The sequence below is a fragment of the uncultured Maribacter sp. genome (assembly GCF_947495965.1).
Lineage (GTDB): Bacteria > Bacteroidota > Bacteroidia > Flavobacteriales > Flavobacteriaceae > Maribacter_B.
In genome coordinates this window covers 23,609-48,827 of the sequence record NZ_CANMBB010000003.1, presented here as the reverse complement: position 1 = coordinate 48,827, position 25,219 = coordinate 23,609, and the positions used below count along the sequence as shown (strand labels likewise).

Below are 25,219 nucleotides of genomic sequence, written 5' to 3'. Positions count from 1 at the left end.
AACTTGATTGTATTATGCTAAAACAGAAATACTTTCTCTACATTCTTGTGCCGCAGCAACCATTTCTATTAATGCCTTTTTGGTTTCTTCCCAATGTCTTGTTTTTAAACCGCAATCTGGATTAATCCATAATTGTTCCAGAGGAATGTATTTGGAAGCTTTATTAATTAAAGAAACCATTTCTTCTTTTTCTGGTACTCTAGGGGAGTGAATATCATACACACCAGGACCAATTTCATTAGGATATTTAAAAGCGGCAAAAACGTCTAAAAGTTCCATTTGTGATCTAGAACATTCAATGGTAATTACATCGGCATCCATATCTGCAATATCGGTTATAATATCATTAAATTCAGAATAACACATATGGGTATGTATTTGGGTTTCGTCTTTTACGCCACTAGCAGAAATTCTAAAGGCTTTTATTGCCCAGTTTAAATATGTTTTCCAATCTTCTTTTCGTAATGGTAACCCTTCTCTTATAGCAGGTTCATCTATCTGTATAATTTGTAAGCCAGCTTTTTCTAAGTCTACCACTTCATCTCTAATAGCTAATGCAATTTGTGTAGCCGTTTTGGAACGAGCTTGGTCATTACGAACAAAAGACCATTGTAGTATAGTAACTGGGCCTGTAAGCATCCCTTTTACTGGCTTTTTGGTTAAAGATTGTGCATAAGAAGACCATTTTACTGTCATTGGGTTTTCTCTAGAAACATCGCCATAAATAATAGGGGGTTTTACACAACGGCTACCATAACTTTGTACCCAGCCAAATTGTGTAAAAGCAAAACCATTTAGTTGTTCTCCAAAATACTCCACCATATCATTGCGTTCAAACTCGCCATGCACTAGAACATCTAAGCCTGCTTCTTCTTGGAATTGTATGGTTTCTTTAGTTTCTTTTTCTAGTAAATTTTGATATTCTTTAGCATTAATAGTTCCTTTTTTATGCTTTGCTCTCCAGCTACGTACCTCTTTTGTTTGCGGAAAAGACCCAATGGTAGTTGTAGGGAATAAAGGTAATTTTAATGCGGTTTTCTGAAGTTTTTGACGAACAGAAAAAGGATTCTCTCTTTTCGAGTCTTTTTCTGTAAGTGCTTTTACACGCTCTTTTACAATAGGATTATGAATTAAAGAAGTGGTTTTTTTAAACTCATGAATTTTAGTGTTTTCATGTAGTTTTACTAAACTTATTTCTAAATTTTCTTGATTTGCTAACTGTTTTAATATGGTAACTTCTTCCAGTTTTTGTTTTGCAAATGCTAGCCATTGTTTTACCTCTTTGCTTAGATTTTTTGAATTTGTTTCTACATCTAAATCGCATGGGGAGTGGAGTAGGGAACAGGAAGGAGAAATAAGAATACGCTCCTTACCAATAGCATCTATTGCTTTTTGAATAAGATTTAAAGAGGCGTCAAAATTATTTTTCCAAATATTCCTGCCATCTACAACTCCTAAAGATAAGTGCGTTTTTTCTTGTAGTTTTCCAGATTGCAAAATGTCATCAAGTTGCAGCGGGCAACGTACCAAATCTATTTGTAAGGTATGTACAGGTAAAGAAAGTGCAGTTTCTAAATTATCGCCATAACAATCAAAATAATTGGCAATAACTATTTTTAAGTTAGGAAAAGCACTTGTAAATCTTTGATATGTGTTTTGTATCGCTTCTTGTTCTTTATTAGATAAATTTGTAGCTAAGTAAGGCTCATCCAACTGTATGTATTCTACTCCTAAATTTACCAATTCTTGTATAATAGTTTCATAAACAGGAAGTAACTTCTCTAGTAAATTTATCCTATGAAAACCATCTTCTTTTTCTTTACCAGATAGCAAAAAAGATACAGGGCTAAGAATAACAGGCTTTGTTTTTATACCTATTTCTAAGGCTTCTTTGTATTCATCCACTATTTTAGAATCATAAACTAAAAAAGTTTGGTCTTTTGTAAACTCCGGTACTAGGTAATGGTAATTTGTATCAAACCATTTTGTCATTTCTAAAGCAGTAACATCAATATTATTTTTTTGATGCCCTCTTGCCATTGCAAAATAAAGGTCCTGTTTAGCAAAGTTTGGGTTGTTTTTAATGGCAGAATACCTTTCTGGGATACAGCCTAAAGTAAAGCTAAGGTCTAATACTTGATCGTATAGAGAAAAGTCGTTAGAGGGAATAATATCTATCCCTTTTTCTTTTTGTAAAATCCAATTTTGATGTCTAATGTTTTTTGCAGTTAATAAGAGAGAACCTAAAGAAGATTTGCCAGACCAGTAATTTTCTAAAGACTTTTTTAATTCTCTTTTACTTCCTATTCTTGGGTATCCTAAATTTGTAGTTTTCATTATGTGTAGATATAAATTCTTTGCAAATCTATAAGTAAAGATTATTTATCCTTTATAATGTTTTTAAATAAGATTATTTAACTACAAAGTGGTATTTTTGAAGATGTAATTTTTATTATTAAGATAAAATATAAACCTTCAAAGAGAATTTATCTATGGAAAATTTAGATGTAACCGATATTCAATTGTTAAAACACCTTCAAGAAAATTCTAATGTTACCACAAAAGAGCTAGCAGCTTTGGTAAATTTGTCTCCTACACCAGTGTATGAACGTGTTAGGAAATTGGAAAAGGAAGGATATATTAAGCAATATGTAGCTTTATTAAATGCTGATAAATTGAATAGAGAACTCATTGTTTTTTGTAATATTACACTAAAGCAGCATACCAAGGCAATTGGTAATAAATTTGTGGAAGATATTGTTGCATTAAAAGAGGTAACAGAGTGTTATAATATTTCTGGCGACTATGACTTTAAGTTAAAGATAATGGTAAAGGACATGAAACATTATCAAGATTTTGTTATTAATAGTTTGGGAGATATAGAAAATATAGGAAGTGCTCATAGTACTTTTGTTATAGGAGTTATAAAACAATCTTATGCGGTTCCTATGTAATCACTGAAAAGAAAATAGTAAAAATAAAGTAGTTAGGGTATGAAAGTTTTGTTTATAGGGGGTACAGGGAATATTAGTAAAGAATCTAGTAAACTAGCTACATGTAGAGGAATAGATTTATATGTTCTAAACAGAGGGAATTCTAAAGTAGATATTGCGGGAGTAAAATCTATTATTGGAGATATAAATAAACCAGATGAATTATTAGAATTACAAAAACACGAATGGGATGTTGTTGTAAATTGGATAGCCTTTACCCCAGAAGACATAGAAAGAGACATAGCTCTTTTTAAAGGTAAAACAAAACAATATATTTTTATTAGCTCTGCATCTTGTTACCAAACCCCTTTAAGTTACCCTGTAATAACAGAGTCTACACCACTTTCTAACAGTTCATGGGAGTATTCTCGTAATAAAATATTGTGCGAAGACCGTTTGCAAAAAGCATATAGAGAAGAAGACTTTCCTATGACTATAGTACGCCCTTCTTTAACCTATGACACTGTATTTCCTATTGCTATAGGAGGTTTTAGACATTATAATACTGTGGATAGAATTTTAAAAGGGAAAGAAATTATTGTACATGGCGATGGTACATCTATCTGGACGGTAACCCATGCCAGTGATTTTGCAAAAGGTTTTGTTGGTCTTTTGGGTTTAATGCCAGCTATAGGGCATGCTTTTCATATAACTTCGGATGAAATACTAAGTTGGAATATGATTTATAAGATTTTGGCAAATGCATTAGGGAAAGAAGCTAATATTGTTCATATAGCTTCGGACTTTATTTGTAAAGTAGAGCCTTCTTTTACTGGAACTTTGTTAGCAGATAAAGCAGAAAGTGTAATATTTGATAATAGTAAAATAAAAATGTTTGTTCCTGGTTTTAAAGCAACTATTCCTTTCTCAGAAGGTATTGTAAAAACTATTAATTGGTTTCATGCTAATCCAGAGCATAAAGTAATTAGTCCAGAAGAAGAACAAAAAATAGAAAACATACTACAGGCATATCATAAGCTATAAGTTTCTAGTAATTCTTTAAGTTATACAATTGGGTACTGTAATATAACAGTTCAGTCTTTCTTTTTTATGTATGGTGTAGGATTGCTTCATCTTTGAAGTGTTAATCAAAAAAACATGCATCATGAAAAAAATTATTACCATCGTATTCGTATTAGTGGCAACAATAGTTGTTGCTCAAGAGAAACTCACTACAATAGAGGTAGAGATACAAGATATTAATAGTTCTAACGGCCAAGTACTTGTTGGGCTATATAACTCAGAAGAGTTGTGGCTTAAAAAAACGTACAAAGGAGCAGTTGCCAAAATTTTGGAAGGAAAGAGTGTAGCAACTTTTATAGATATTCCAGAAGGAATATATGCTATATCGGTTTTTCATGATGAAGATATGGATGGAATATTAAAGACTAATTTTTTAGGAATCCCTTCAGAGGATACAGGAAGTTCTAATAACGCTCCTGCTATGTTTGGCCCTCCAAAATGGGAAGATGCAAAATTTGAAGTAAAAGAGAATACAGTAAAGCAAATCATCAATTTATAATTAATAAAAATCAACAATTAAAAAACGAACAATCATGAAAAAATTAATTACAATTTTAGCAGTATTTATTTCGGCACTAACTTTTGCACAAGACCAATATACGGCAGGAATGCAAAAAGCTTTTGGATTTTGGGGAGAAGGTAAAATTACCGAGGCTTCTAATCTTTTTGAGCGTATTTCTACAGCAGAAATGGATAACTGGTTGCCGGCTTATTACGCTGCACAAGTAAATACAGTAGCGTCTTTTGGGGAAAAGGATAAAGAAAAGCTGGTAAAGCAGTTAGAAAAAGCACAAGAGTTTGTAGATATTGCCAAAGCAATATCACCAAATAATCCAGAAATTATAATACAACAAGCTATGATACATACTGCATATGTAGTTTTTGATGGCGCTAGTTATGGAATGACATTGTCTCCAGAAATAGTTGCTTTATACCAAAAAGCATTAGCCATTGCTCCAGATAATCCAAGAGTTGTTTTTTCTAAAGCAGAATGGGATATGGGATCTGCAAAATATTTTGGACAAGATACTGCGCCTTACTGTAAAGAAGTAGAACGTGCTTTGGAACTTTTTGCTAACTTTAAGCCAGAGTCAGAGTTTCATCCTAATTGGGGAAAAGACAGAGCAGAAATAGTAGCTAAAAATTGTGGAAAATAAAGAAAAATAGATGCAAAATTTTTTAAAACACCTTGGAAGAGCTATTCTTATTGGTACTCTAATATATATAGTTTTTATTGCTATATATTATATTACGGGTTCCATTTCTCCAGAATTTAATGTAGAAATGGCTTGGAGAATGTATTGGCAAAATATGATTTTTTCCTTGGTGCTTTATTTTGCTAATGCTTATTGGATAGAATACCATATTAAAGCTTTTAAAAATAACCTTTTTACTATAAAAAGATTTTTGATAGCTATTTTAGGAAACGTTGTATTTTCTTTATTGGGAGTGTTTGTTTCTGACTTAATTATAGAAGTTGGCATTTATAAGTTGTCTTTTTGGAACTTTTTTGGAGGACAACATCTAGAAGAGTATAGAATGTCTATGTTAATTTCTATAGTTATTTCATTGGTTTTTTATGCTATTTGGTATTATAAGAATAGGCAAGAAAATAAAGTAAAAGAACAAAAAATAATTGCTGGAACGGCATCAGCAAAATTCGATGCTTTAAAAAACCAGTTAGATCCGCATTTTCTGTTTAATAGTTTAAATGTATTAACTAGTTTAATAGAAGAAGACCCTTACCAAGCACAAAAATTTACAACATCACTTTCTAAAGTGTATAGATATGTATTAGAGCAGAAAAATAAAGATTTAGTTTCTGTAGATGAAGAACTACAATTTGCCAAAACATATATAAAGCTTCTAAAAATGCGATTTGAGGATAGTATTATTTTAGAAATTCCTGATAATTGTACAAACCCAGAAGCAAAGATAATTCCTTTGTCTCTACAGTTATTATTAGAAAATGCGGTTAAACATAATATAGTAACTACAGAAAAACCCTTATCTATTAGTGTATATGAAGAAGATGGTAACTTATGTGTTACAAATAATATACAGGAGAAAAGAGTAGTTAAGAAAAGTAGCGGTGTAGGTTTAAAAAATATTCAAGAACGCTATGCTATTTTAACGGATAGAAATGTAGAAATATCTAAAGAAACTATGGAGTTTACGGTAAGACTTCCTATGCTAACTAAAAAGGTTACAACTATGGAAGTACAGGAGTCTTATATAGAGGATAAGCGCTACCAAAAAGCAAAAGAAAGAGTAGAAGCTATAAAAGGCTTTTACGGTAATTTAATAGCATATTGTATTGTAATTCCTATGCTTGTAGTTTTAAATTACAGGACTACAAATTTTCCTTGGGCTATTTTCCCAACATTAGGTTGGGGTTTTGGTTTAGTTGTGCATGGTATGGAAGCTTTTGGTTATAACCCTTTATGGGGTAAAAGCTGGGAAGAGCGTAAGCTTAAGGAGTATATGGGAGATGAGGAATAATGTAATTTTTACAGTTCGTCCTAAGAACTTAACAACTGGGTAAAGCCTATTTAGAAAACAAGCTGTTTTTATAGAAATTTGATGTAAATAAAAAAACAAAAATTATGAAAACATTACATCAAGAGGGTAGGTATTTAAGAGCCAAAGAAAGAGTACAAGAAGAAAAAAGTTTTTACTCTAACCTAACAGCATATTGTTTGGTGATACCAATGTTAGGGTTAGTAAACTTTTATACATCAGGATTTTATTGGGTTGTTTTTCCAGCTTTGGGTTGGGGGTTAGGTCTTATTTTACATGCGATGAAGATTTTTGGATTTAATCTTTTTTTAGGTAGAAATTGGGAAGAGAGAAAAATTGCTGAATATATGAAAGATGATATTTAGTATGTTTTACAACTCAGAGACAAACAACAACAATTCAGTAATTAATATTTAAATTTCAAAGTCTTTATTTAGAATTTAGATGTAATTAAAAAACCAACCTTATGAATGATTTAGATAAAGAAAATAGATATTTAAAAGCAAAAGAGAGAGTTGCAGCGGAGAAGAAATTCTACACTAGTCTAATGTCTTATTTTGTTTTTATACTTTTCCTTGCAGGAATTAATTATTATACAGACAAATTGAATTACCCCTGGTTTTTATGGGCTGCTTTTGGTTGGGGTATTGGGCTGGTTTTTCAGGCTATTAAAGTTTTTGGTTATGGCACTTTTTTCAGCACTAGTTGGGAAGAGCGCAAGATCAAAGAATACATGAATGAAGATAAAAAAAATGACTTATGGAAATAAAAGAGGGAAGTCAAAGAGAAAAGCTACGCAAAGCTAAAAAACGAGTAGCCGATTTAAAAGGATATTACGGGCATCTAACAGCATATATAGGAGTAAATATCTTTATATCGGTAGCTAAGGTAATAGGAGGTATAAATAACGGAGAAACCTTTAGTGAAGCTTTCTTTGACTTTGGAACTTTTGCTACATGGATATTTTGGGGAATAGGGTTGTTTTTTCATACCATAAAAGTATTTTCTCTAAATCCTTTGTTTGGTAAAGATTGGGAAGAAAAGCAAATTAAAAAGTTTATGGACGAAGACCGTAGACAATCTGAAAAATTTAGATAATGGAAAATCAAAAACTACAATTAGCCAAGAAAAAGGTGAAGGCTGTTAAGCATTGGTATATTCTTATTGTATTTGCAATATTAGGTACCATTTGTTTGTCTTGGTTTAGAGTTTATTTAATAAACATTGGAACGCCAGAAAAATGGAGTTGGTTAGTAATGATCGGGCCAGTTATTTGGGTATTTATTATACTTTTTAAAGGATTAATTATTTTTAATAAACTCCCAAGGTTCTTTAAAAATTGGGAAGAACGTCAGTTAAAAAAAATATTAGAAGACGAAGAAAACAAAATTGCAAAATATAAGTAATGGAAAATAATAAAGTTAATAGAGCAAGAAAGAAAGTCAAGAATCTTAAAAATTGGTATTATTTTATAGCTTTATCTACTGTAGGTAGCTTTGTTATGCTATGGTTTTCTTTTAAAATGCAAGATTTTGCAGCTCCAGAGTTTGTTGGGTGGATTTATAGGTTAATTCCAATAGTTTGGTGGTTAATTATTGTTTTGCAGGGATTAGGAATAAGAACTTTGCTTCCTTGGCCTTTTAGAAACTGGGAAGAACGTCAGATTAGGAAGTTTATGAAAGAAGAAGGCGAGAGGCTAGAAAAATATAAGTAATGGAGCGTAGAAGTATAAAAGAAGAAAAGTATGAGAAAGCTATGGATAGGGTTAAAACCGAACGAAAGTTTTACCTTGCTATAGTACGTTTATTAATTTTTTCAATTCTTTTATTTTTCTTGAATGATAGTATTTTACAATTGTTTATTGATAGAGGTTTAGATAATGAGCATATTTTGTATTGGGTAAATTGGAGTTTATGGTGTACACCAGTTATCATTTCTATTATTTTATTAATAAAGGGGTTGTGGTTATTTGTTTTTAAAAATAAACCTCTAAGAAAGTGGGAAGAGCGCAGAATTAAAAAGATAATGAAAGAAGAAGATTCTTTTGAAAAATATAATTAGAACGTATGAATGTAATTATTATAGAAGATGAAAAACCTGCAGCAAGAAGATTATCTAGGCTGTTAAGTGATTTAGGTGTAGAGGTTTCTACCATGTTACATTCTGTAGAAGAGTCAATTTTATGGTTTAATGAAAATGAACATCCCGATTTAATTTTTTTAGATATTCAACTATCGGACGGATTGTCTTTTGAAATTTTTGAAACTATAGAAATTAAGAGTGCTATAATTTTTACAACGGCTTATGATGAATATGCATTACAAGCATTTAAATTAAATAGCATAGATTATTTGCTAAAACCAATTGATGATGAAGAGTTAGAGGTTGCAGTAAAAAAATATAGAAACCTAAAACCAGAACCCGAAAAATTAGCTTTAGATTTTGAGGATATTAAAAAGCTTTTGGTAAACCCATTAGAGCGTGAATATAAAAAAAGATTTACCGCTAGAGTAGGGCAACATTTAAAGATTATAAATGCCGATGAGGTAGAGTGTTTCTATAGCGAAAATAAAGGAACCTATGCTGCAACTTTAGACGGTAGAAATTATCTCTTAGATATTACCTTGGAAAATTTGGAAAACGAACTAGAACCAAAAATATTTTTTAGAGTTAGTAGAAAGTTTTATGTAAACATAAATCATATAAAAGATATTGTTTCTTATACAAATTCAAGACTTCAAATCAAGGTAAATAGGTATAATGAGCAAGAAATTATAGTAAGTAGAGAAAAAGTAAAAGACTTTAAGCTTTGGTTAGAGTAATTTTTGTTAATATTCTGGAAACGTGATTTTTAACAATAACTATAGTTTTTTCTTATAGTGCCTTTTTTTACTGTTTTTTAGGGAAAAAACGTCTTTTTTAAGAAGTTTAAATATACAATTAATTACCTTATAAAAAACAAAGATTTTTAAGCCCTTTTTTTTATGCTTTTTAAAAGGCAAATAAATTAATTTACTGTTAATAATAAATTTATAAACCTTTCTTTTTTTGTGAAATATTGGCAGGTAAAAAAAGGTCTTTTAAAGTAAAAAAGCAATGTTATTCCACTCTGTTTTCATCAAAAGAAGAAGGTAATAATTTAGGTATTAATTTAATAAAAATGGGCAACAAAACCGCTCCTCCAGGAAGCATGAAAATGGCTAAAGATGGTACGCTTTTACAAATGTCTAATAGTTGATTTTGTACCTTTTTCTTCTCTTCTGGACTTAAATCTTTAATGGTAGATTTGGATAATAAAGCAACTAATTCTTTGCTTTCAGAAAGCTCTTTTTGGAGTCTTTTGCTATTTCTAATAATTAATTTATTTACAATTTTAGACATGCTATCATAAAATTGTACCGCTAAATTATTGTCTTTTAAGAAAGGAATTGTACTTGCATTTTTATCAAAAAAAGAGGTAATTTCTTCAATAGATCTAGAAATTTGTTTGTCAGTAAAACCTAGGTCTTTACCAATTCCGTATATAAAAACAGATTCTTTATACTCTAAAGATTTATCTTCCCAAACCGTAAGGCAAGCCATTTCTAAATAATATCTATTCTCCCATTCTATAAAATTATTTAGAATTTGGTCTCTATAAGAGCCGTCAAAATTGTGTTGTTCACCATCAATAAATGTCAAAGAGTTTTTAAATAGTGAGGCTAATTTTTCATCAGATTTGTTTTTTTCTTTAGAATTTAAAGCGTGGTAAATAATATTTATTGCTACATATTCTATGTTCTGAGCATAAATTCTTATGCTATCTGTATTGTTTAAATACCTTTTAAAAGTTAATACATCAATATATAAGAAAGAGTTGGTAATAATACTATTAAATGTTTTGCTAATAACATTATCATCTATATAAACCCTAGAGTCTATTATTTTTTCTAGTTTAGTAGACTCCTTATTGGTGTTTAAAAACTTATCCCAGAAAGAAACATGATTTATCTCTAAATCTTTATAAAACGCATTAATGGTTGTAATAAATAGTGCTGTATCAGTGCTTTTTTTTTCTAATACATAAGTGTAATAGAGGGCATTTAGGAGGTTGATTTTAGCGCACTCATCCTCCGTGAGCTTATGTTCGGCCTCTATTTTTCTAGGTATGCGGATGTTAATACCGTATACAAATCCTGTTTTTTTAAGAACGCCGTACAAATCTCTAAAAGTAGTAAACGGCATAGCATCATCTTTAATAAGATGAAAATACTTGTCTATCCAGCCAACTGAAGATGGGTTCATTCGTTTTTATTGAAATAAAAAGCCAAATTACTATATTTTATAAGACTTTTCTTATAATTAATCTAGCTTTTAAATTTAATGCAATAGATTGTGAAGTATATTTTATTATTGTTAAATCTAATGCGATTTAATTCTTAATCCATTTTCTAATTAGCACCGGTAATAGTAATAAATCTAAAATTAATGCTGTTAGTAGTGTTGCACTTAATAGAAGCCCTATGGTAATACTTGGTAAATGCACAGAAAAAACTAAAACCATAAAGCCAAAAAATAGCAAAACAGTTGTTATTATTAAAGCTCTACCAGTTTCTTTAAAGGTTTTTTCTATTGCTTTTTCCTTATTAAGTCCGTTGTGTCTGCATAGTTTATAGCGCCCTAGAAAGTGTATGGTATCATCCACGGCAATACCAAATACAATTGCAAAAATGATAGATATAGTTGCTTCTAAAGGTATTTCTAAAAAGCCTAGTAATGCGCCAGCAAAAAGTAAAGGCAATATATTAGGAATTAAAGAAATTAAGAGCAATTTTATGTCTTTAAATAAAATAACCATTATAATACCAACAAGCAATAGTCCAATACCAAGACCTTGTAGCAAACTGTTTCTTATGTAGACAGAGTTTTTATCTAATAATAATCCTTTTCCAGTAAGTCTAAATTTTACTAATGAGGTGTCTGTTTTTGTGGCAATAAAGTTATTTAAACTGCCGTATACTCTAATAAGACTATCGGTACCAATATCTAATACTTTTGCAGAAATACGGCCTTTCGTTTCGCTCTCATTCACAAACTTTTTAAGCTGTTTACGAGCAATTTTTTTAATATCTTTCTTATAAGATAAATAAGTTTTATTGTCTTTTGGAAGTGTGAAAAACTCTTTTTTATTTAAGTTGTGAGCTTTGTTAATACCTTTAAATAAGAGGTTTACAGAGGTTACTTCTCCAATGTCTTTAAAGGAGTTTAGTTGCGCTTCCATTTTATCTATTTCTTGAAGCACTTTAAAATCAGTTATCTTATTTTCTCCTTTGGCAATTATTGCAACTTCTAATGGTCTAAAACCAGCGTATTTTTCTTGGTAAAAAGAAAAATCATCGGCAAGTTTACTATTCTTAGGAAAACTAGCCTGAAACTCATAATTAGTGTTTATCATAGATACTCCCCAAAAACATAGGATACCAAATAGAGCTGCGCTATATAGTATAGTTTTGGGTTTTTTACGCGTAAATACATTAATTCGTTGTAGGTAAGAGTCCCATTTTTCTATAGAATTCTTTTTAGATAAAAGGTGTTTTTTATTAATAAGTAACAGTAACGCACTTGTAAAAAATATAACAGTTACATACGCTACCATTACCCCAATGGCAGAGTTTAAACCAAAATCTTTAATAGGCATTAGTTTAGAGGTTACAAGCGATAAAAAACCAATGGCGGTAGTTACGGAGGTTAATAAGGTGGTAAGGCCAACTTCTTTTAAAGTGCTTATTATTGCACTATTTTTATCCATATTTAGGTTTAGTTTCTCTAGATAACTATCCATTATATGGATAACATCTGCAGAACCTACAATTAAAAGTAAAATAGGGTAGAAGGAGGAAAGTGTATTTAATTCTTTTCCTAATATAGATAATACGCCTAAGAATAAAAGTAATGCCATTACAATAGAAGAAAAAGCAAGAGCAACCACCGCTATTTTTCTGTAAATAACTAATAAAACTAGTAAAACCAATAGAGCAGAAAGAGCACTTGTTACTAATAACTCTCTTTTTTGCATGGCTACGAAGGACTCATAAAAATAAGCTCTTCCTAAAAAATGATATTCTTCTATATGGTTGTTTTTTAGAGATGCACGAACTTCTTTTAAAAATAACAGGCAGTTGTCATAATCTAAATTGTCTTCGGTTTCTATTGCAACTACTAAAGATGTGCCTTTGGTATCTATAAGACTATTGGTAAAAATACTATCGTTTTTTATTTTATCCCAATCTTTAGCATATTTTGTACTATCCTTAATATGTATTACGGGCAGTTTTGTATACCCAAAAGAAGTTTTTAATGGGTAAAACATAGTGGTTAAAGAAGAGCTGTTTTTTGTGTAGCTAAACTTTTCTGCATCTAAAGAAAATTGATGAAAGCGCTCTAAGAACTCTTTTTTAAATACTGTGGAGTCATTTTCAACGGCAATTAGTAAAAAATTGTCATCGGTACCAAACTCTTCCATAAACTCTTGATAGAATAATAAATCGGGATCTCCGATAGGAAAAAATTGGTCAAAATCGAACGTAAACTTAAGGTTGCCAAGCAAAAAGGCCGAAATTGCCGCTAAAGCAATAAATACAGTAACAATACTTTTTTTTGCAGCAATTAACTTATGCATAGTTTTTAATTACAACAAAAGGCTACTTTAATAAAGCAGCCTTTTGTTACTAGGATAAATACGTTATTTATTTTTTTTCTAAAAGAACTTGCGCCTGTACAGCAACATCATTCCAAGTTTTGCTAACACCGTCTGCTCCTGTATGTAAAGCTTCACAAGCTTTGTTTATAGAGGCAACAGCATCTAAAGCATTCCAGTTTTCTAAATTCATAACTCCTTTAAAAGTATAAGCATTGCCTGTATTTTCATAGGTTAAAGGGATATTTGCAGTTTCGCCATTTAAAGTAACATCTATAGAGCAAGTATTGTCTGCCGTAGCTTTAAATTCACCTGAAATTAGTTCTGTATTTTTCATTACTCCAAAAAAGAACTCTAATAATTTAGGGTCTCTTGTTCCGGTAGCATCATTAGTAAATAAACTACTTACAGGAATACTAAATTTTGTTCCGTTTAAAGCTTCTAAAGCTGTTTCGCCAGTAGTAGCATTAGTTATATTAATAGAAGTGAATTTACCACCTACAGGCTTTTTTTCTGTAGTTTTGTAGGCCGTAAAACTAACTTTAGTAGAATCTGCTACCAAGCTATACTGTTCTACTTGGGCTTCTTCAGTTTGTTCTTTTTCCTTCTTAGCATCTTTGCAGCTAAATCCTGCAAATACTAATAAACTTAATGTAATAAGAGCTATTTTTTTCATGGACTGTATTTTGACCATAAAAATACATATTATTTGTGCACCTAACAATAAGAGAACAAGTATTCTCTAGGATAAAATGGAAAAATAATTATCTATTTTCTCTAGATTTTATATTGTTCTCACAAAGATTAATAATTTCAGATATTCTTTTAAGTCTTGTAGTCTCTCTTTTTGCTTGGTGTAACCAGTATAGATAGTTTTTTCTATAACTTTTACTAAAAGCGGTGTAGTTTTTAAAAGCAATTTCATTTTGGTTAAAGGCAATTCGTAAATCTTTAGGGATAATTCCGTTTTCCACATTATCTAAGACATTCCAGGATCCATCTTTCTTTGCTTGTTTAATTTTTACTAAGCCACTATCGTGCATTAATTCATTTTTAATAAGCAATTTTATATATGTCTTATTTAGTTTACTCCAAACACTTTTTTGTTTTCTAGGCGAAAAGTATTGTTGTCTTTTGCCATTACCAAGACTCTTTACAGTACTATCTATCCAACCATAACATAAAGCCACTTTTACAGCTTCTTCCCAGCGCATACTTTCCATAGCATGGTCTACTTTATAAAAAATTAAATAAACGCCTTCTGTTCTTGTATAATTTACTTGTAGCCAGGTACGCCATTCTGTGTCATTTTTAAAATAAAGAACTAATTTCTCGGACATAATTTTTTCTAAGTTGTAGTAGTTTTTCGTAAAAAAGCACGAAAATGCACCTTTTTATATGCAATGTTTAAAGTTTTAGATTTATTTTGAGTGATTCAATAATTTAATAAGATATGAAAAAAATTGTAGTTGTCATTTTTATGATTTTAGGACTCCTAGTAACTTCCTGTGCTAAGAAACGAGAAGGGGCGCCAAAAATTTTAGTTTTTTCTAAAACAATGGGATTTAAGCATGCATCTATACCAACAGGTGTTGCTGCACTTCAAAAATTAGGATTAGAAAATGGTATACAGGTAGATACTACAAAAAATGCAGAATTATTTACTGAAGAAAACTTAAAGCAATATGCAGCTGTTGTATTTTTAAGTACAACCGGTAATGTTTTAGACCATTATCAAGAAGCAGCTTTTGAAAGGTATATACAAGCTGGGGGCGGTTATGTTGGGATACATGCTGCAACAGATACAGAGTATGATTGGGGTTGGTATAACAAATTAGCAGGGGCTTATTTTCATAGTCACCCAAAAGGAACTCCAGAAGCAGATTTTATAATAAAAGACCCAAATTTTATAGCAACAAATTTTTTTAAAGATTCTATTTGGCATAGAAAAGATGAGCTATATAATTATAGAAAAATTAATCCTGATGTTAATGTTATTCTTACTGTAGATGAAAGCACGTACGAAGGAGGAATAAACGGAAAGAATCATCCAATGGCGTGGTACCATGCCTATGATGGTGGTAGAGCTTTTTATACAGCAGGTGGGCATACCAACGAAAGTTTTACAGAGGAAATGTTTTTAAAACATGTTTTAGGAGGTATACAATATGCAATAGGGGATAATGAAGTTTTAGATTATAGTAAAGCAACAAGTCAAATTCCACCAGAGATAAATCGTTTTTCTAAAGTAACTTTAAGCTTAGGGAAGTTTTTTGAACCTACCGAGATGGCAATTTTACCTAATAATGATGTTTTAATAGCGCAACGTAGAGGAGAAATATTGTTGTATAAAGAAGCTACCAAAGAGCTTAAGCAAGTAGCTTTGTTAGATGTATATTATAAAGCACTACATACACCAGGGGTTAACGCAGAGGAAGGCCTTATGGGATTACAGAAAGACCCAGATTTTGCAACTAATAATTGGGTGTATGTTTATTATAGCCCTACGGGAGATAAGTGGGTTAATCGTTTATCTAGATTTAAATTTAAGAATGATGTTTTTGATCTAAAGTCCGAACAAATTATTCTAGATGTAGAAAGCCAAAGAGAAATATGTTGCCACACTGGAGGTTCCATAACCTTTGGACCAGATAAACTTTTATATTTATCTACAGGAGATAATTCAACACCTTTTAATGAAAAAGGAGTAAAATATACAAATAATGGTTTTGCTCCATTAAACAATATAAAAGGTAAACAGCAGTATGATGCTCGTCGTTCTTCAGGAAATACCAATGATTTAAGAGGGAAAATTATTAGAATTAAAGTTAATGAAAACGGAACGTATTCTATACCAGAAGGTAATTTATTTCCAGAAGGAACTGCTAAAACAAGGCCAGAAATTTATACCATGGGGCATAGAAACCCGTACAGAATATCTGTAGACCAAAAGAGAAAGTATTTATACTGGGGAGAAGTTGGTCCTGATGCAGGAAATAATCAATATGCAACAAGAGGACCACGAGGATATGATGAAGTAAACCAAGCAAAAAAGGCGGGAAATTTTGGATGGCCATTTTTTGTAGGTAACAATGAAGCGTATAGAGAGTATAATTATGCTACAGGAGAAAGCGGAGACTTTTTTGATTCTAAAAAACCTATAAATAATTCTATTAATAATACGGGGTTAAGAGAATTGCCAGAAGCAATGCCTGCTTTTGTTTACTATCCTTATGTAGAATCTAGTGATTTTCCGCAATTAGGCAGCGGAGGCCGTAATGCTATGGCAGGCCCTACGTATTATTCTGATATGTATGAAGGAGAAAATGAACTACCAAGCTATTATGATGGTAAAGTTATTATTTACGATTGGATGCGTGGATGGATGAAAGCTGTAACACTGTTTGATGATGGAGATTTTAATAAAATGGAACCTTTTGCCTCTGATGTAGAAGTTAATAGTTTAATAGATATGGAAGTAGGACCAAACGGACGACTGTATTTATTAGAGTATGGTAGTGGTTGGTTTTCTCAAAATAAAAACTCTTCATTGGGGTATATAGACTATAATGGGGGTAATAGACCACCATTAGTAGAAGGGTTACATATAGATAAAACATCTGGTAAAACACCATTAGAGATAAATGCAACCGTAAGTGCTAAAGATTTAGAAAAAGATGCACTTACTTATTTATGGAGTTTTGGAGATGGGCAAACAAAAGAAACAAAAGAACCTAAGATTAATTATACCTATTCTAATGTTGGCGACTATAAACTTTCTGTAAAAGTAAAAGATACTAGTAATGAAATTGCAAATAGTGAAGAAATTATCATTGTTGCAGGAAATACAAGACCAGAAGTAACCATAGATTTATTGGAAAGCAATACTACTTTTTATACTCCAGGAAAAAAAATAGCATATAATGTAACGGTAACAGATGAAGATGGTAATGAAGAAATAAACCCAGAGAATATATTTGTTTCTGTAGATTATCTTGAAGGGTTAGATAAGGTGGCAATGTCCTTAGGGCACCAGCAAGTATCTGCGGCAGTTACCGGTAAAGCACTAACACAGTCTATGGATTGTAAAGCATGCCATAAAGAAGCAGAAGCCTCTATAGGACCAATGTATATAGACGTAGCCAAGAAGTATAAAGACGATGAAAATGCAATGGCATATTTGCAAGAAAAAATGAAAAGTGGTGGTACCGGTGTATGGGGTGAAGTAACCATGCCAGCACACCCAAACATAACTAGTGATGAAACAAGCCAAATAGCGCAGTATATTTTATCCTTAGCTAATAATAATGTAAAAAAACAATCTTTACCATCTAAAGGTGCTATAAAAGCAGAAAATAGGAAGCCAGGAAATATGCTAGTTTTAACGGCTAGTTATACAGATGATGGTAAGAATGGAGCAATACCACTAACAGGAACAAAAGCTGTAGTATTAGAAAATAATACCTTTTTAATACATAATAAAATTGTAAATAAAGATTTTAGAAATGTAAAATTTAAAGGAGATGAAGGAATAAGATTAGAAAAAAATAAAGGTTGGTTTATGCTAGAAAATATAGACCTAAAAAACATAAAAAACATAGTAATATCTACTGCTTGGAGAGCAATACCAAAGAATGAGTATACTTTTGAAGTTCATGCAAATACTCCAGACGGAGAACTATTGGGAGAAGCGGTAATGGCACAACCTAATAAAGCACAATCTTATGGTAGTGTTCCTATTCCTTTACAACAGAAGAATAACATAGTAAAGAAGTTATACATTGTGTGTAAAAGAAAAACCAATGGTAATAAGCCAGATGGTTTTATGGCAACTATGGGAGTAACTTTTAAATAAAAATTGGTAATATAAAAAACAGGGTTACTTTAATTAGTAGCTCTGTTTTTTATTAAAACTATATTAATAACAACCCTTTATTTCGTAATTTTTTTATTGGTTTAGAAGCCCAAAATAGTTCAAAATCACTAAAAATAGTTTCGTAATTAGCTTTTAAATCTTTAAAAGTTATGGGTTTGTTGGTATTAGGTTTAAAAAAAGGTAGTTGCTTAGAAAGCCATTCTCCTTCTGGTTTATCTAGGGTTATAGAAAAAGATTCCTCGTGATTATGAAAACCTAAAGTTGCCAATTTCCAGGTTTGTCCTCTTTTTGTTTTAGAACTATATTCTAGAGTAGGTATGCTCCCTAACCAATAAGTTTTGTGCTGTGGTTTAGGTATAATTGGCAGCTCATTTTCTAGACAATTATAAATAAAATCAGGGGGTATTGTAGTGTTTGGAATTTTAAAATTAAACCAATCTTGTAGCGGTAATTCAAAACTAACTCCGTGCATATAATTAAATAAAGATTTTTTTAATCCAAAGCTAAATTTAGAATGATCTATGCCAGTTTGGTCCGTAAAATCGATGTCATTATTAGCAAATGTAATTTCTTTATACTTTGGCGTAATTGCATAGTCTTTTGGATTTATACCAACAGGGCTATGTGCTGTTAATGCAAATTGGTGCCAAAAACCAGATTGTAGAACTCCAATTTCAAAAAGCTGACGTACCATTTCTAAACTATCTATAGTTTCTTGAAGGCTTTGGGTTGGGTAGCCATACATTAAATAGGAATGCACCATAATATTTGCTTCGGTAAAATTGCGGGTTACTTGTGCCACTTGTTCTACGGTTACTCCTTTATCTATTAATTGTAATAACCGGTCCGATGCTACTTCTAGTCCGCCAGAAACAGCAATGCAACCAGACGCTTGTAATAACAAACATAAATCTTTAGTAAAGTTCTTTTCAAAACGTATGTTTGTCCACCAGGTAACGGTAAGTTCTCTTTTAAGTATTTCTAACGCAAGACTTTTCATTAAAGAGGGCGGTGCGGCTTCATCTACAAAATGAAAACCAGTTTCTCCAGTTTGTGTTATTATTTCTTCCATACGGTCTACTAAAATAGTAGCTGTAATGGGTTCGTATAGTTTTATATAATCTAATGAAATATCGCAAAAAGTACATTTTCCCCAATAGCAGCCATGTGCCATGGTAAGTTTGTTCCATCGGCCATCGCTCCAAAGGCTATGCATTGGGTTTGCAATTTCTATAACAGAAATATATTGGTCTAATAATAAATTAGAATAGTCTGGAGTACCTAATTGGTTTTGTTTATAGTCTTGTTGTTTGGTGTCGTTTTTATATGTAACCGTATTGTTTTCTAATAGAAATGTACGTTTGTATTCTCTTTTACTAGTGTCCGTATTTTTTAAATTTTCAAAAAGTAACTCAATAGGTAATTCGCCATCATCTAGAGTTATATAATCAAAGAACTCAAAAACACGAACATCGGTAAGTTGTCTTAACTCGGTATTAGGGAAACCACCGCCCATAGCGGTTTTTATATCTGGAAAATGCGTTTTTATATATTGAGCACAACGAAAGGCACTATACAAATTACCAGGAAAAGGAACGGAAAAGCATACTAATTTAGGGTTTGTTTTTTGTAATAAATCTTCCAGCAGGTCTAAAGTAATACTATCAATAAAAGTTATATGTTGCTGTAATTCATCATAAATTTCATCAAAGTCGTTAGCACTACGACCTAGGCGTTCTGCATATCTGCTAAAACCAAAATTAGAATCTATACATTCTATAATAAAGTCTGATAAATCTTCTAAAAACAAAGTGCATAAATGTTTTGCTTTGTCTTGTAATCCCATGGAACCAAAGGCCCAATCTAAATCGTCTAGTTGTTGAAATCTTGATGCCCTTGGAAGAAATCCTTGGGTGCATACTTGCCTTGCAAAAGTTTGATTTTTCCCTTGTAGAAACAGAATTACATCGTCAATGTTTTTAATATAAGATGCTTTTAATGCATATATGCGCTTTGCGTTATCAGAAACAATAGTGTTATTCTCTTGGGCGGTATTAAAAACTAATTGCAAATATTCTTTTGAAAAGAGTTTAAGGATGACTTCTATCCCTAAATCGGACTGATAACTAGGGATATTTTTAGTGTTTAAAAACCCTTTTAAATAAGCCGTAGCTGGATAAGGCGTATTAAGTTGGGTAAAAGGAGGTGTAATAAGTAAAACGTTTTCCAAATGGCCTATGTACTATTAATATTAGGCGTAAAGGTAATAGAAAATAAGGGGTAATTAAAGAGGAGCAAAGTTACTCCTCTTTTTAAAAAGCGTTTATAGTTGCGCAGCTATTTTCTTAGGAAGTTTCGTAATACTTCTAATTTTTATGTTTTTATAATATACTTCTGCAGCTTCCGACTGAAATTGTATTTTTCCTTTTGTTAGGGGAGTAGCGTTTCCTTCTTTATCATATTCTAAAGAATTTTCTAAAGCCATTACTACTTTTCCATTTACAATGTGGTATGCCTTATCTCCTAAGCAAATTAATTCTAATTTATTCCAATCTCCATGGGGCTTTTCAAAATCTTCTATTCTTCTGCAACGACCATTTGCTCCTGTTTTAAAAGTTTTTAATTCTCCTTTAGGATCATAAAACCAAAACTCTTTACCATTTTCCTCTCGTTTAGTAGCTTTAACTTCCATACTAACACCAGCTAAAGGAAAAAAGTCGCCAGAATCTGTTTCTTGTACTTGCATTTCTGGAGCTTTCATCCAAACATTCCAGAATTGGCCATGAGGTTCTTGCGCATGGTATAAAACGCCACTATCTCTTTTGTCCTTTAAACGTGGTTCCCATTGTTTAGTTCCCCATTTTACATAAAAGACCAAATGGTAATTTTCATATTCTTTTTTAGTACTTAATCCTCCATATATTTCCCCAGAAACATTAAGTACAGGTACATCTTTTTTTGTTTTAGTAACAGTGAAAACATGTAAGGGGTCTTTGTTTAAACCTACAGGAGTACCGTGCATACCATCTCCTTTTTCATAACCATCTAAATTAACGGTAGTATGTGGTACGCCTATAAAAATATCCCATTTACTCAAATCTTTGTCTAATAAAAATTCCCAGTCTTTCTGTTTTTTTTGAGCATTAGTTATAAAACTTATAGAAAGGAGTAGAGTAAATAAAAAAAGGATTTTGGTTTTCATGTGACGTAAATTAAAGTATGGTTTTAAATGTGTTTTAAAAGTAATAAATTAATAGTAAAAATATGGGATTGTGTATTTTAATAGCATAACAATCTAGCTAATTAGTATTACATATGTTCTTATCTATTTCTCCTGTATTATAATAACCAATTGTTATTGCTTATTTTTATATTTAGAAAGGATAGTATGAATAATTATAAACTAAAAAAAAGGTTAACTGCAGCTGCATATATTGAAGGGGTTTTAGCAGGAGATCGCGTTATTTTATCTAGAGCAATTACGATAATAGAGAGTAATTTAGAGAGTGATAAAGCAATTGCAAAAGAGATTATACAAGCTATTTTACCTAAATCTGGAAATTCTATTCGTATAGGTGTTACAGGAGTTCCTGGAGTTGGGAAAAGTACTTTTATAGAAACCTTTGGAAAGCATTTAGTTGCCGAAGGAAATAAAGTTGCCATATTATCTATAGACCCTAGTAGTCAACGTTCTAGAGGCAGTATTCTTGGCGATAAAACAAGAATGGAAGAATTGGCCAATTTAAAAGAAGCCTATATAAGACCATCTGCATCTGGAGATACTTTGGGAGGTGTAGCGAATAAAACAGGAGAAACCATGTTGCTTTGCGAGGCAGCTGGCTATAATGTTATTTTAATTGAAACAGTAGGAGTAGGGCAATCGGAAACTGCGGTACACGGAATGACCGATTTTTTTCTTTTGTTAATGCTGGCTGGTGCAGGAGATGAGTTGCAAGGTATAAAGAAAGGCATTATGGAAATGGCAGATATGGTGGTTATAAATAAAGCCGACGGAGATAATGTTGCCTTAAGTAAAATTGCAAAAAGACAATACCAGAATGCATTACATATTTTTCCAATGCCAAATTCTGGATGGAGCCCAATAGTTAGCACAGCTTCTTCTATACAAAATATAGGTATAGACACAGTTTGGGATAAAATATTAGAATTTAAAAAGCTAGTCAATGATAATGGTTATTTTATAAACAATAGAAAAGAACAGCAAATACAGTGGATGTATAATACCATAAATGAAGAATTAAAGCAATTGTTTTATGGTTCTGATGTGGTTACCAAACAAATAAAGCAATTAGAGAAAGATATTTTAGATTCAAAAGTATCGCCTGTAAATGCAGCACATAGTATTATTGAAGAATATAAAAAAGGGTTTTAATAGCTATTCTATCCTATAAATAATAGGATTAAAGGCTTTAGAAGCAACAATAACTTTGTCTCCCGGATTTAAGTTTTTTACCTCAGATTCTTGGGCTATTATTTTTACTACATCATTAAAAATAAGAATACTAATTACATAAACAATTTCTTCTTTTTCAATTTTTAAAATCTCCCCTTTAAATTTAAACTTACCACTGAGTTTTTTATTTATAAAAACTTCGGTTGGGTTTCCCATTTTTTCAACTACACCATTTTTAAGAACAAAAACCCAGTCCGACAGTTTGTGAATTTCACCAATATCATGACTAATTAAAATAGTGGTTAAGTTGTATTTTTTATGAACCTTTAATAAGTAGTCCTGTAATTTTAATCTAATTTTTATATCTAATGCAGATAAAGGCTCATCTAATAATAGTATTTCTGGTTTTTGCACTAGAGCTCTAGCAAGCGCAACCCGTTGTTTTTGTCCGCCAGAAAGTGTATCCGGTTTTCGGTCTTTTAAAGCATCTAGTTCTATAATTTGTAGTAGCTCTTGAATAATAGCTTTGGATTGATTTTTTTCTAAAGCAAATTCTAAATTTTGAACAACAGTCATATGCGGAAACAAGGCATAATCTTGAAAAACATATCCTATATTTCTTTTTTGTGGCGTCTTATTTATTTTTGTATTGCTATTAAACCAAGTTTCATTAGCAACAGTAATGAGGCCTTTTTCTGCTTGTAGTAAACCCGAAAGTATTTTTAAGGTAGATGTTTTTCCTGCTCCAGATTCTCCATACAAAGTAACTAATTGCCCTTTCTTAATATGTATATCTAAATTAAGAAGCATATCTCCATGCGCTGCTTTTAGTTTTTTTTCAATGTTTATATGTATCATTTCCAAAAACGTTTTAAATACCCTCCATTAACTAAATAAACTACTAACAGAATAGAAAAGGTGATTGCAAAAAGTACTAAAGAATAAAAATTTGCAGCACTATAATTTAAAGCTTCTACTTCATCATAAATAGCAATAGAGGCTACTTTTGTACTTCCAGGAATGTTACCTCCAATCATTAAAACAACACCAAATTCTCCTACCGTATGCGCAAAAGAAAGTACAATACCTGTTAATAATGCTGGTTTTATATTTGGTAAAAGTACTTTGGTTAAAGTTCTAAATTTAGATTTACCCATAACATAAGCAGCATCTTTTAAATTAGAAGAAATACTATTAAATCCAGACTGTATTGGGTGTACCATAAAAGGTAAACTATAAATAATAGATGCAATAACAAGACCTGTAAAGGAAAATACAAGTTTAATCCCTAAGACGGAATTTAACCAATTACCAAAACTATTATTAGGGCTAAAAACAATTAAGAAATAGAAACCTAAAACTGTAGGAGGTAAAACTAAAGGCATACTTACCAAAGTTTCTATAATGGGCTTTATTTTAGATTTAGAAAAAGCCAACCAATAGGCCAAAGGAATAGCCACTAGTAATAACAAAATAGTTGTTACTAATGCAAGTTTAAAGGTAAGTAGTAGCGGTTCCCAAGTCATACTTTAGAAAGCATTATTTCATTTAGTTTCACCATTGCGGTTACGTTTAAACCTTCTTTGAGTAGCAATTGTTCTATAACTTCTGTAGCTAGTATAGCAGAAATATCTCCATGGGGAGTATTTATAAGTACATTACTTAATAAAGTTCCTTTTTTTAACTGTTTAATGGTACCATTAATTCTATTCTGGATACTTACATTAGGTAGGTCTCCAGTGCCTATAATTACTTCTGTTTCTTTAAATAAAAGTGTTATTTTTTTATTAATAACTAGATAAGGAGAAGTCTCTGGAGTTTCTATAACAATTACTTTCCAGATTAGGTTTTTGGCAATTGTAACAGATACAATAGACATCGTTCCGCTTACTTGAACTGCACTTATATGTCCCTTTAGGTTATTCATTTACCGAATATCCGTATTTCTTTATAATTTCTTGTCCTTCTTTAGAAAAAAGATAGTTATAAAAAGCTGTTGCGTTTTTATTTTCTTTAGCATTTTGTTTAATTACAATAATGCTTTGAGCAATAGGGGAGTAGGTAGTAGTATCTACAGCAACCCATTTACCAATATTTTTCATTTTTTTATCTAATACAACAGATAAGGCTGTAAAACCAATAGATGCAGATTTAGATGTTATAAATTGATTGGTTTGGGAAATACTCTCCCCAAACACTAATTTACTCTCTATTGCATTGTATAAGTTATAATTTTTTAAAGATTCTATAGCAGCAGCTCCGTATGGTGCTGTTTTAGGATTGGCAATAGCAATATGTTTTATGTTAGCGTTTTTTAAAATAGATGTTGATGGTGTTATAGTATCTATAGCAGACCAAAGAACCAATTTTCCATACGCATATATTTTTGGAATTGTAAGTCCTAATTTGTGATCATATATTTCTTGAGGATATTTTCTATTCGCAGAAATAAAAATATTGTAAGGAGCTCCTTCTTTAATTTGAGCAGTTAATTTACCAGAAGAGCTTACTACAGTTTTGCATTTTATACCAGATTTTTTAGAAAATGAATTAGAAATTTCGGCTATAGCAGGCTGCATATTTGCTGCAGTAGCTATTATAATTTTGGTATTAGAGGTATTAGAGTTACATGAAGAAATTAAAATGAACAGGAACCAACTTTTAAAAAGTATATAAATGTTTTTTATGGATAACATAAGATTTTAGATAACAAGACT

The 25,219-nt window shown here is 31.2% G+C and carries 25 protein-coding genes; 14 read left to right on the top strand and 11 right to left on the bottom strand.

Features of this window, described 5'->3' with window-relative positions:
* Positions 1 to 12 precede the first annotated feature (12 nt).
* Positions 13 to 2,337, bottom strand: coding sequence for a 5-methyltetrahydropteroyltriglutamate--homocysteine S-methyltransferase (metE, locus tag Q0820_RS08095; RefSeq protein ID WP_298486818.1), 2,325 nt, complete (start codon positions 2,335 to 2,337; stop codon positions 13 to 15).
* Between the two features lie 155 nt (positions 2,338 to 2,492).
* Between metE and Q0820_RS08090 the strand changes: the two genes are divergently transcribed.
* The 12 genes from Q0820_RS08090 to Q0820_RS08035 all read left to right on the top strand — a co-directional run bounded on the left by Q0820_RS08090 (position 2,493) and on the right by Q0820_RS08035 (position 9,358).
* The gene (locus Q0820_RS08090; protein ID WP_298486816.1) at positions 2,493 to 2,954 is read left to right on the top strand and encodes an Lrp/AsnC family transcriptional regulator; all 462 of its coding nucleotides are present in this window, start codon (positions 2,493 to 2,495) and stop codon (positions 2,952 to 2,954) included.
* A gap of 39 nt (positions 2,955 to 2,993) precedes the next feature.
* Complete coding sequence (locus Q0820_RS08085) at positions 2,994 to 3,977, top strand: SDR family oxidoreductase (protein ID WP_298486815.1); 984 nt, start codon at positions 2,994 to 2,996, stop codon at positions 3,975 to 3,977.
* A gap of 121 nt (positions 3,978 to 4,098) precedes the next feature.
* Positions 4,099 to 4,515 (top strand): DUF2141 domain-containing protein, encoded by a 417-nt coding sequence (locus Q0820_RS08080; RefSeq protein ID WP_298486814.1) that lies wholly within the window; start codon positions 4,099 to 4,101, stop codon positions 4,513 to 4,515.
* 34 nt (positions 4,516 to 4,549) lie between these two features.
* A complete protein-coding gene (locus Q0820_RS08075; RefSeq protein WP_298486813.1) occupies positions 4,550 to 5,173 on the top strand; it encodes a hypothetical protein in 624 nt (207 codons plus the stop codon).
* A 10-nt stretch (positions 5,174 to 5,183) separates the two neighbouring features.
* Positions 5,184 to 6,518, top strand: coding sequence for a 2TM domain-containing protein (locus Q0820_RS08070; RefSeq protein ID WP_298486812.1), 1,335 nt, complete (start codon positions 5,184 to 5,186; stop codon positions 6,516 to 6,518).
* A 104-nt stretch (positions 6,519 to 6,622) separates the two neighbouring features.
* On the top strand, positions 6,623 to 6,901 hold the full coding sequence (locus Q0820_RS08065) for a 2TM domain-containing protein (protein WP_298486811.1): 279 nt from the start codon (positions 6,623 to 6,625) through the stop codon (positions 6,899 to 6,901).
* Positions 6,902 to 7,002: 101 nt separating this feature from the next.
* Complete coding sequence (locus Q0820_RS08060) at positions 7,003 to 7,305, top strand: 2TM domain-containing protein (RefSeq protein WP_298481174.1); 303 nt, start codon at positions 7,003 to 7,005, stop codon at positions 7,303 to 7,305.
* Positions 7,296 to 7,634 (top strand): 2TM domain-containing protein, encoded by a 339-nt coding sequence (locus Q0820_RS08055; RefSeq protein ID WP_298486810.1) that lies wholly within the window; start codon positions 7,296 to 7,298, stop codon positions 7,632 to 7,634. Before Q0820_RS08060 ends, Q0820_RS08055 begins: the two co-directional genes overlap by 10 nt.
* Entirely contained in the window at positions 7,634 to 7,942 is a 309-nt protein-coding gene (locus Q0820_RS08050) for a 2TM domain-containing protein (protein ID WP_298486809.1), read from the top strand. The genes Q0820_RS08055 and Q0820_RS08050 overlap by 1 nt, the downstream gene beginning before the upstream one ends.
* On the top strand, positions 7,942 to 8,250 hold the full coding sequence (locus Q0820_RS08045; RefSeq protein WP_298486808.1) for a 2TM domain-containing protein: 309 nt from the start codon (positions 7,942 to 7,944) through the stop codon (positions 8,248 to 8,250). Before Q0820_RS08050 ends, Q0820_RS08045 begins: the two co-directional genes overlap by 1 nt.
* Entirely contained in the window at positions 8,250 to 8,597 is a 348-nt protein-coding gene (locus Q0820_RS08040; RefSeq protein ID WP_298486807.1) for a 2TM domain-containing protein, read from the top strand. Before Q0820_RS08045 ends, Q0820_RS08040 begins: the two co-directional genes overlap by 1 nt.
* A 5-nt stretch (positions 8,598 to 8,602) precedes the next feature.
* Positions 8,603 to 9,358, top strand: coding sequence for a LytTR family DNA-binding domain-containing protein (locus tag Q0820_RS08035; protein ID WP_298486806.1), 756 nt, complete (start codon positions 8,603 to 8,605; stop codon positions 9,356 to 9,358).
* Positions 9,359 to 9,635: 277 nt separating this feature from the next.
* On the opposite strand, the gene Q0820_RS08030 is transcribed toward Q0820_RS08035, so the two are convergent.
* From Q0820_RS08030 to Q0820_RS08015, 4 genes are all read right to left on the bottom strand, one after another.
* Positions 9,636 to 10,820 (bottom strand): LETM1-related biofilm-associated protein, encoded by a 1,185-nt coding sequence (locus Q0820_RS08030; protein ID WP_298486805.1) that lies wholly within the window; start codon positions 10,818 to 10,820, stop codon positions 9,636 to 9,638.
* Positions 10,821 to 10,947: 127 nt separating this feature from the next.
* Positions 10,948 to 13,194, bottom strand: a complete 2,247-nt coding sequence (locus Q0820_RS08025) for an MMPL family transporter (RefSeq protein ID WP_298486804.1) — start codon at positions 13,192 to 13,194, stop codon at positions 10,948 to 10,950.
* A gap of 67 nt (positions 13,195 to 13,261) precedes the next feature.
* Positions 13,262 to 13,888: a YceI family protein gene (locus tag Q0820_RS08020; protein WP_298486802.1), complete on the bottom strand. Its 627-nt coding sequence runs from the start codon at positions 13,886 to 13,888 to the stop codon at positions 13,262 to 13,264.
* Positions 13,889 to 13,976: 88 nt separating this feature from the next.
* Entirely contained in the window at positions 13,977 to 14,552 is a 576-nt protein-coding gene (locus Q0820_RS08015; protein WP_298486800.1) for a YdeI family protein, read from the bottom strand.
* A 113-nt stretch (positions 14,553 to 14,665) separates the two neighbouring features.
* Between Q0820_RS08015 and Q0820_RS08010 the strand changes: the two genes are divergently transcribed.
* Entirely contained in the window at positions 14,666 to 18,067 is a 3,402-nt protein-coding gene (locus Q0820_RS08010; protein ID WP_298486799.1) for a ThuA domain-containing protein, read from the top strand.
* Positions 18,068 to 18,125: 58 nt separating this feature from the next.
* On the opposite strand, the gene Q0820_RS08005 is transcribed toward Q0820_RS08010, so the two are convergent.
* Together Q0820_RS08005 and Q0820_RS08000 are read right to left on the bottom strand one after the other, a co-directional pair.
* Positions 18,126 to 20,318: a radical SAM protein gene (locus tag Q0820_RS08005; RefSeq protein ID WP_298486798.1), complete on the bottom strand. Its 2,193-nt coding sequence runs from the start codon at positions 20,316 to 20,318 to the stop codon at positions 18,126 to 18,128.
* 93 nt (positions 20,319 to 20,411) lie between these two features.
* The gene (locus tag Q0820_RS08000; RefSeq protein WP_298486795.1) at positions 20,412 to 21,290 is read right to left on the bottom strand and encodes a DUF1080 domain-containing protein; all 879 of its coding nucleotides are present in this window, start codon (positions 21,288 to 21,290) and stop codon (positions 20,412 to 20,414) included.
* A 186-nt stretch (positions 21,291 to 21,476) separates the two neighbouring features.
* Between Q0820_RS08000 and meaB the strand changes: the two genes are divergently transcribed.
* On the top strand, positions 21,477 to 22,481 hold the full coding sequence (gene meaB / locus Q0820_RS07995; protein ID WP_298486793.1) for a methylmalonyl Co-A mutase-associated GTPase MeaB: 1,005 nt from the start codon (positions 21,477 to 21,479) through the stop codon (positions 22,479 to 22,481).
* 3 nt (positions 22,482 to 22,484) lie between these two features.
* Here the strand turns inward: meaB and Q0820_RS07990 are convergent, their stop codons facing one another.
* Genes Q0820_RS07990 through modA form a run of 4 tightly spaced genes read right to left on the bottom strand, consistent with a single transcriptional unit; the run spans position 22,485 to position 25,198 of the window.
* Positions 22,485 to 23,360 (bottom strand): ATP-binding cassette domain-containing protein, encoded by an 876-nt coding sequence (locus tag Q0820_RS07990; RefSeq protein WP_298486791.1) that lies wholly within the window; start codon positions 23,358 to 23,360, stop codon positions 22,485 to 22,487.
* Positions 23,357 to 24,028, bottom strand: a complete 672-nt coding sequence (gene modB, locus Q0820_RS07985; protein ID WP_298486789.1) for a molybdate ABC transporter permease subunit — start codon at positions 24,026 to 24,028, stop codon at positions 23,357 to 23,359. Before modB ends, Q0820_RS07990 begins: the two co-directional genes overlap by 4 nt.
* On the bottom strand, positions 24,025 to 24,429 hold the full coding sequence (locus tag Q0820_RS07980; protein WP_298486787.1) for a TOBE domain-containing protein: 405 nt from the start codon (positions 24,427 to 24,429) through the stop codon (positions 24,025 to 24,027). Before Q0820_RS07980 ends, modB begins: the two co-directional genes overlap by 4 nt.
* Positions 24,422 to 25,198 carry a molybdate ABC transporter substrate-binding protein gene (gene modA, locus Q0820_RS07975; RefSeq protein WP_298486786.1) on the bottom strand — a complete coding sequence of 259 codons (777 nt, stop codon included), beginning with the start codon at positions 25,196 to 25,198 and terminating at the stop codon, positions 24,422 to 24,424. The genes Q0820_RS07980 and modA overlap by 8 nt, the downstream gene beginning before the upstream one ends.
* Between the last annotated feature and the right edge of the window lie 21 nt (positions 25,199 to 25,219).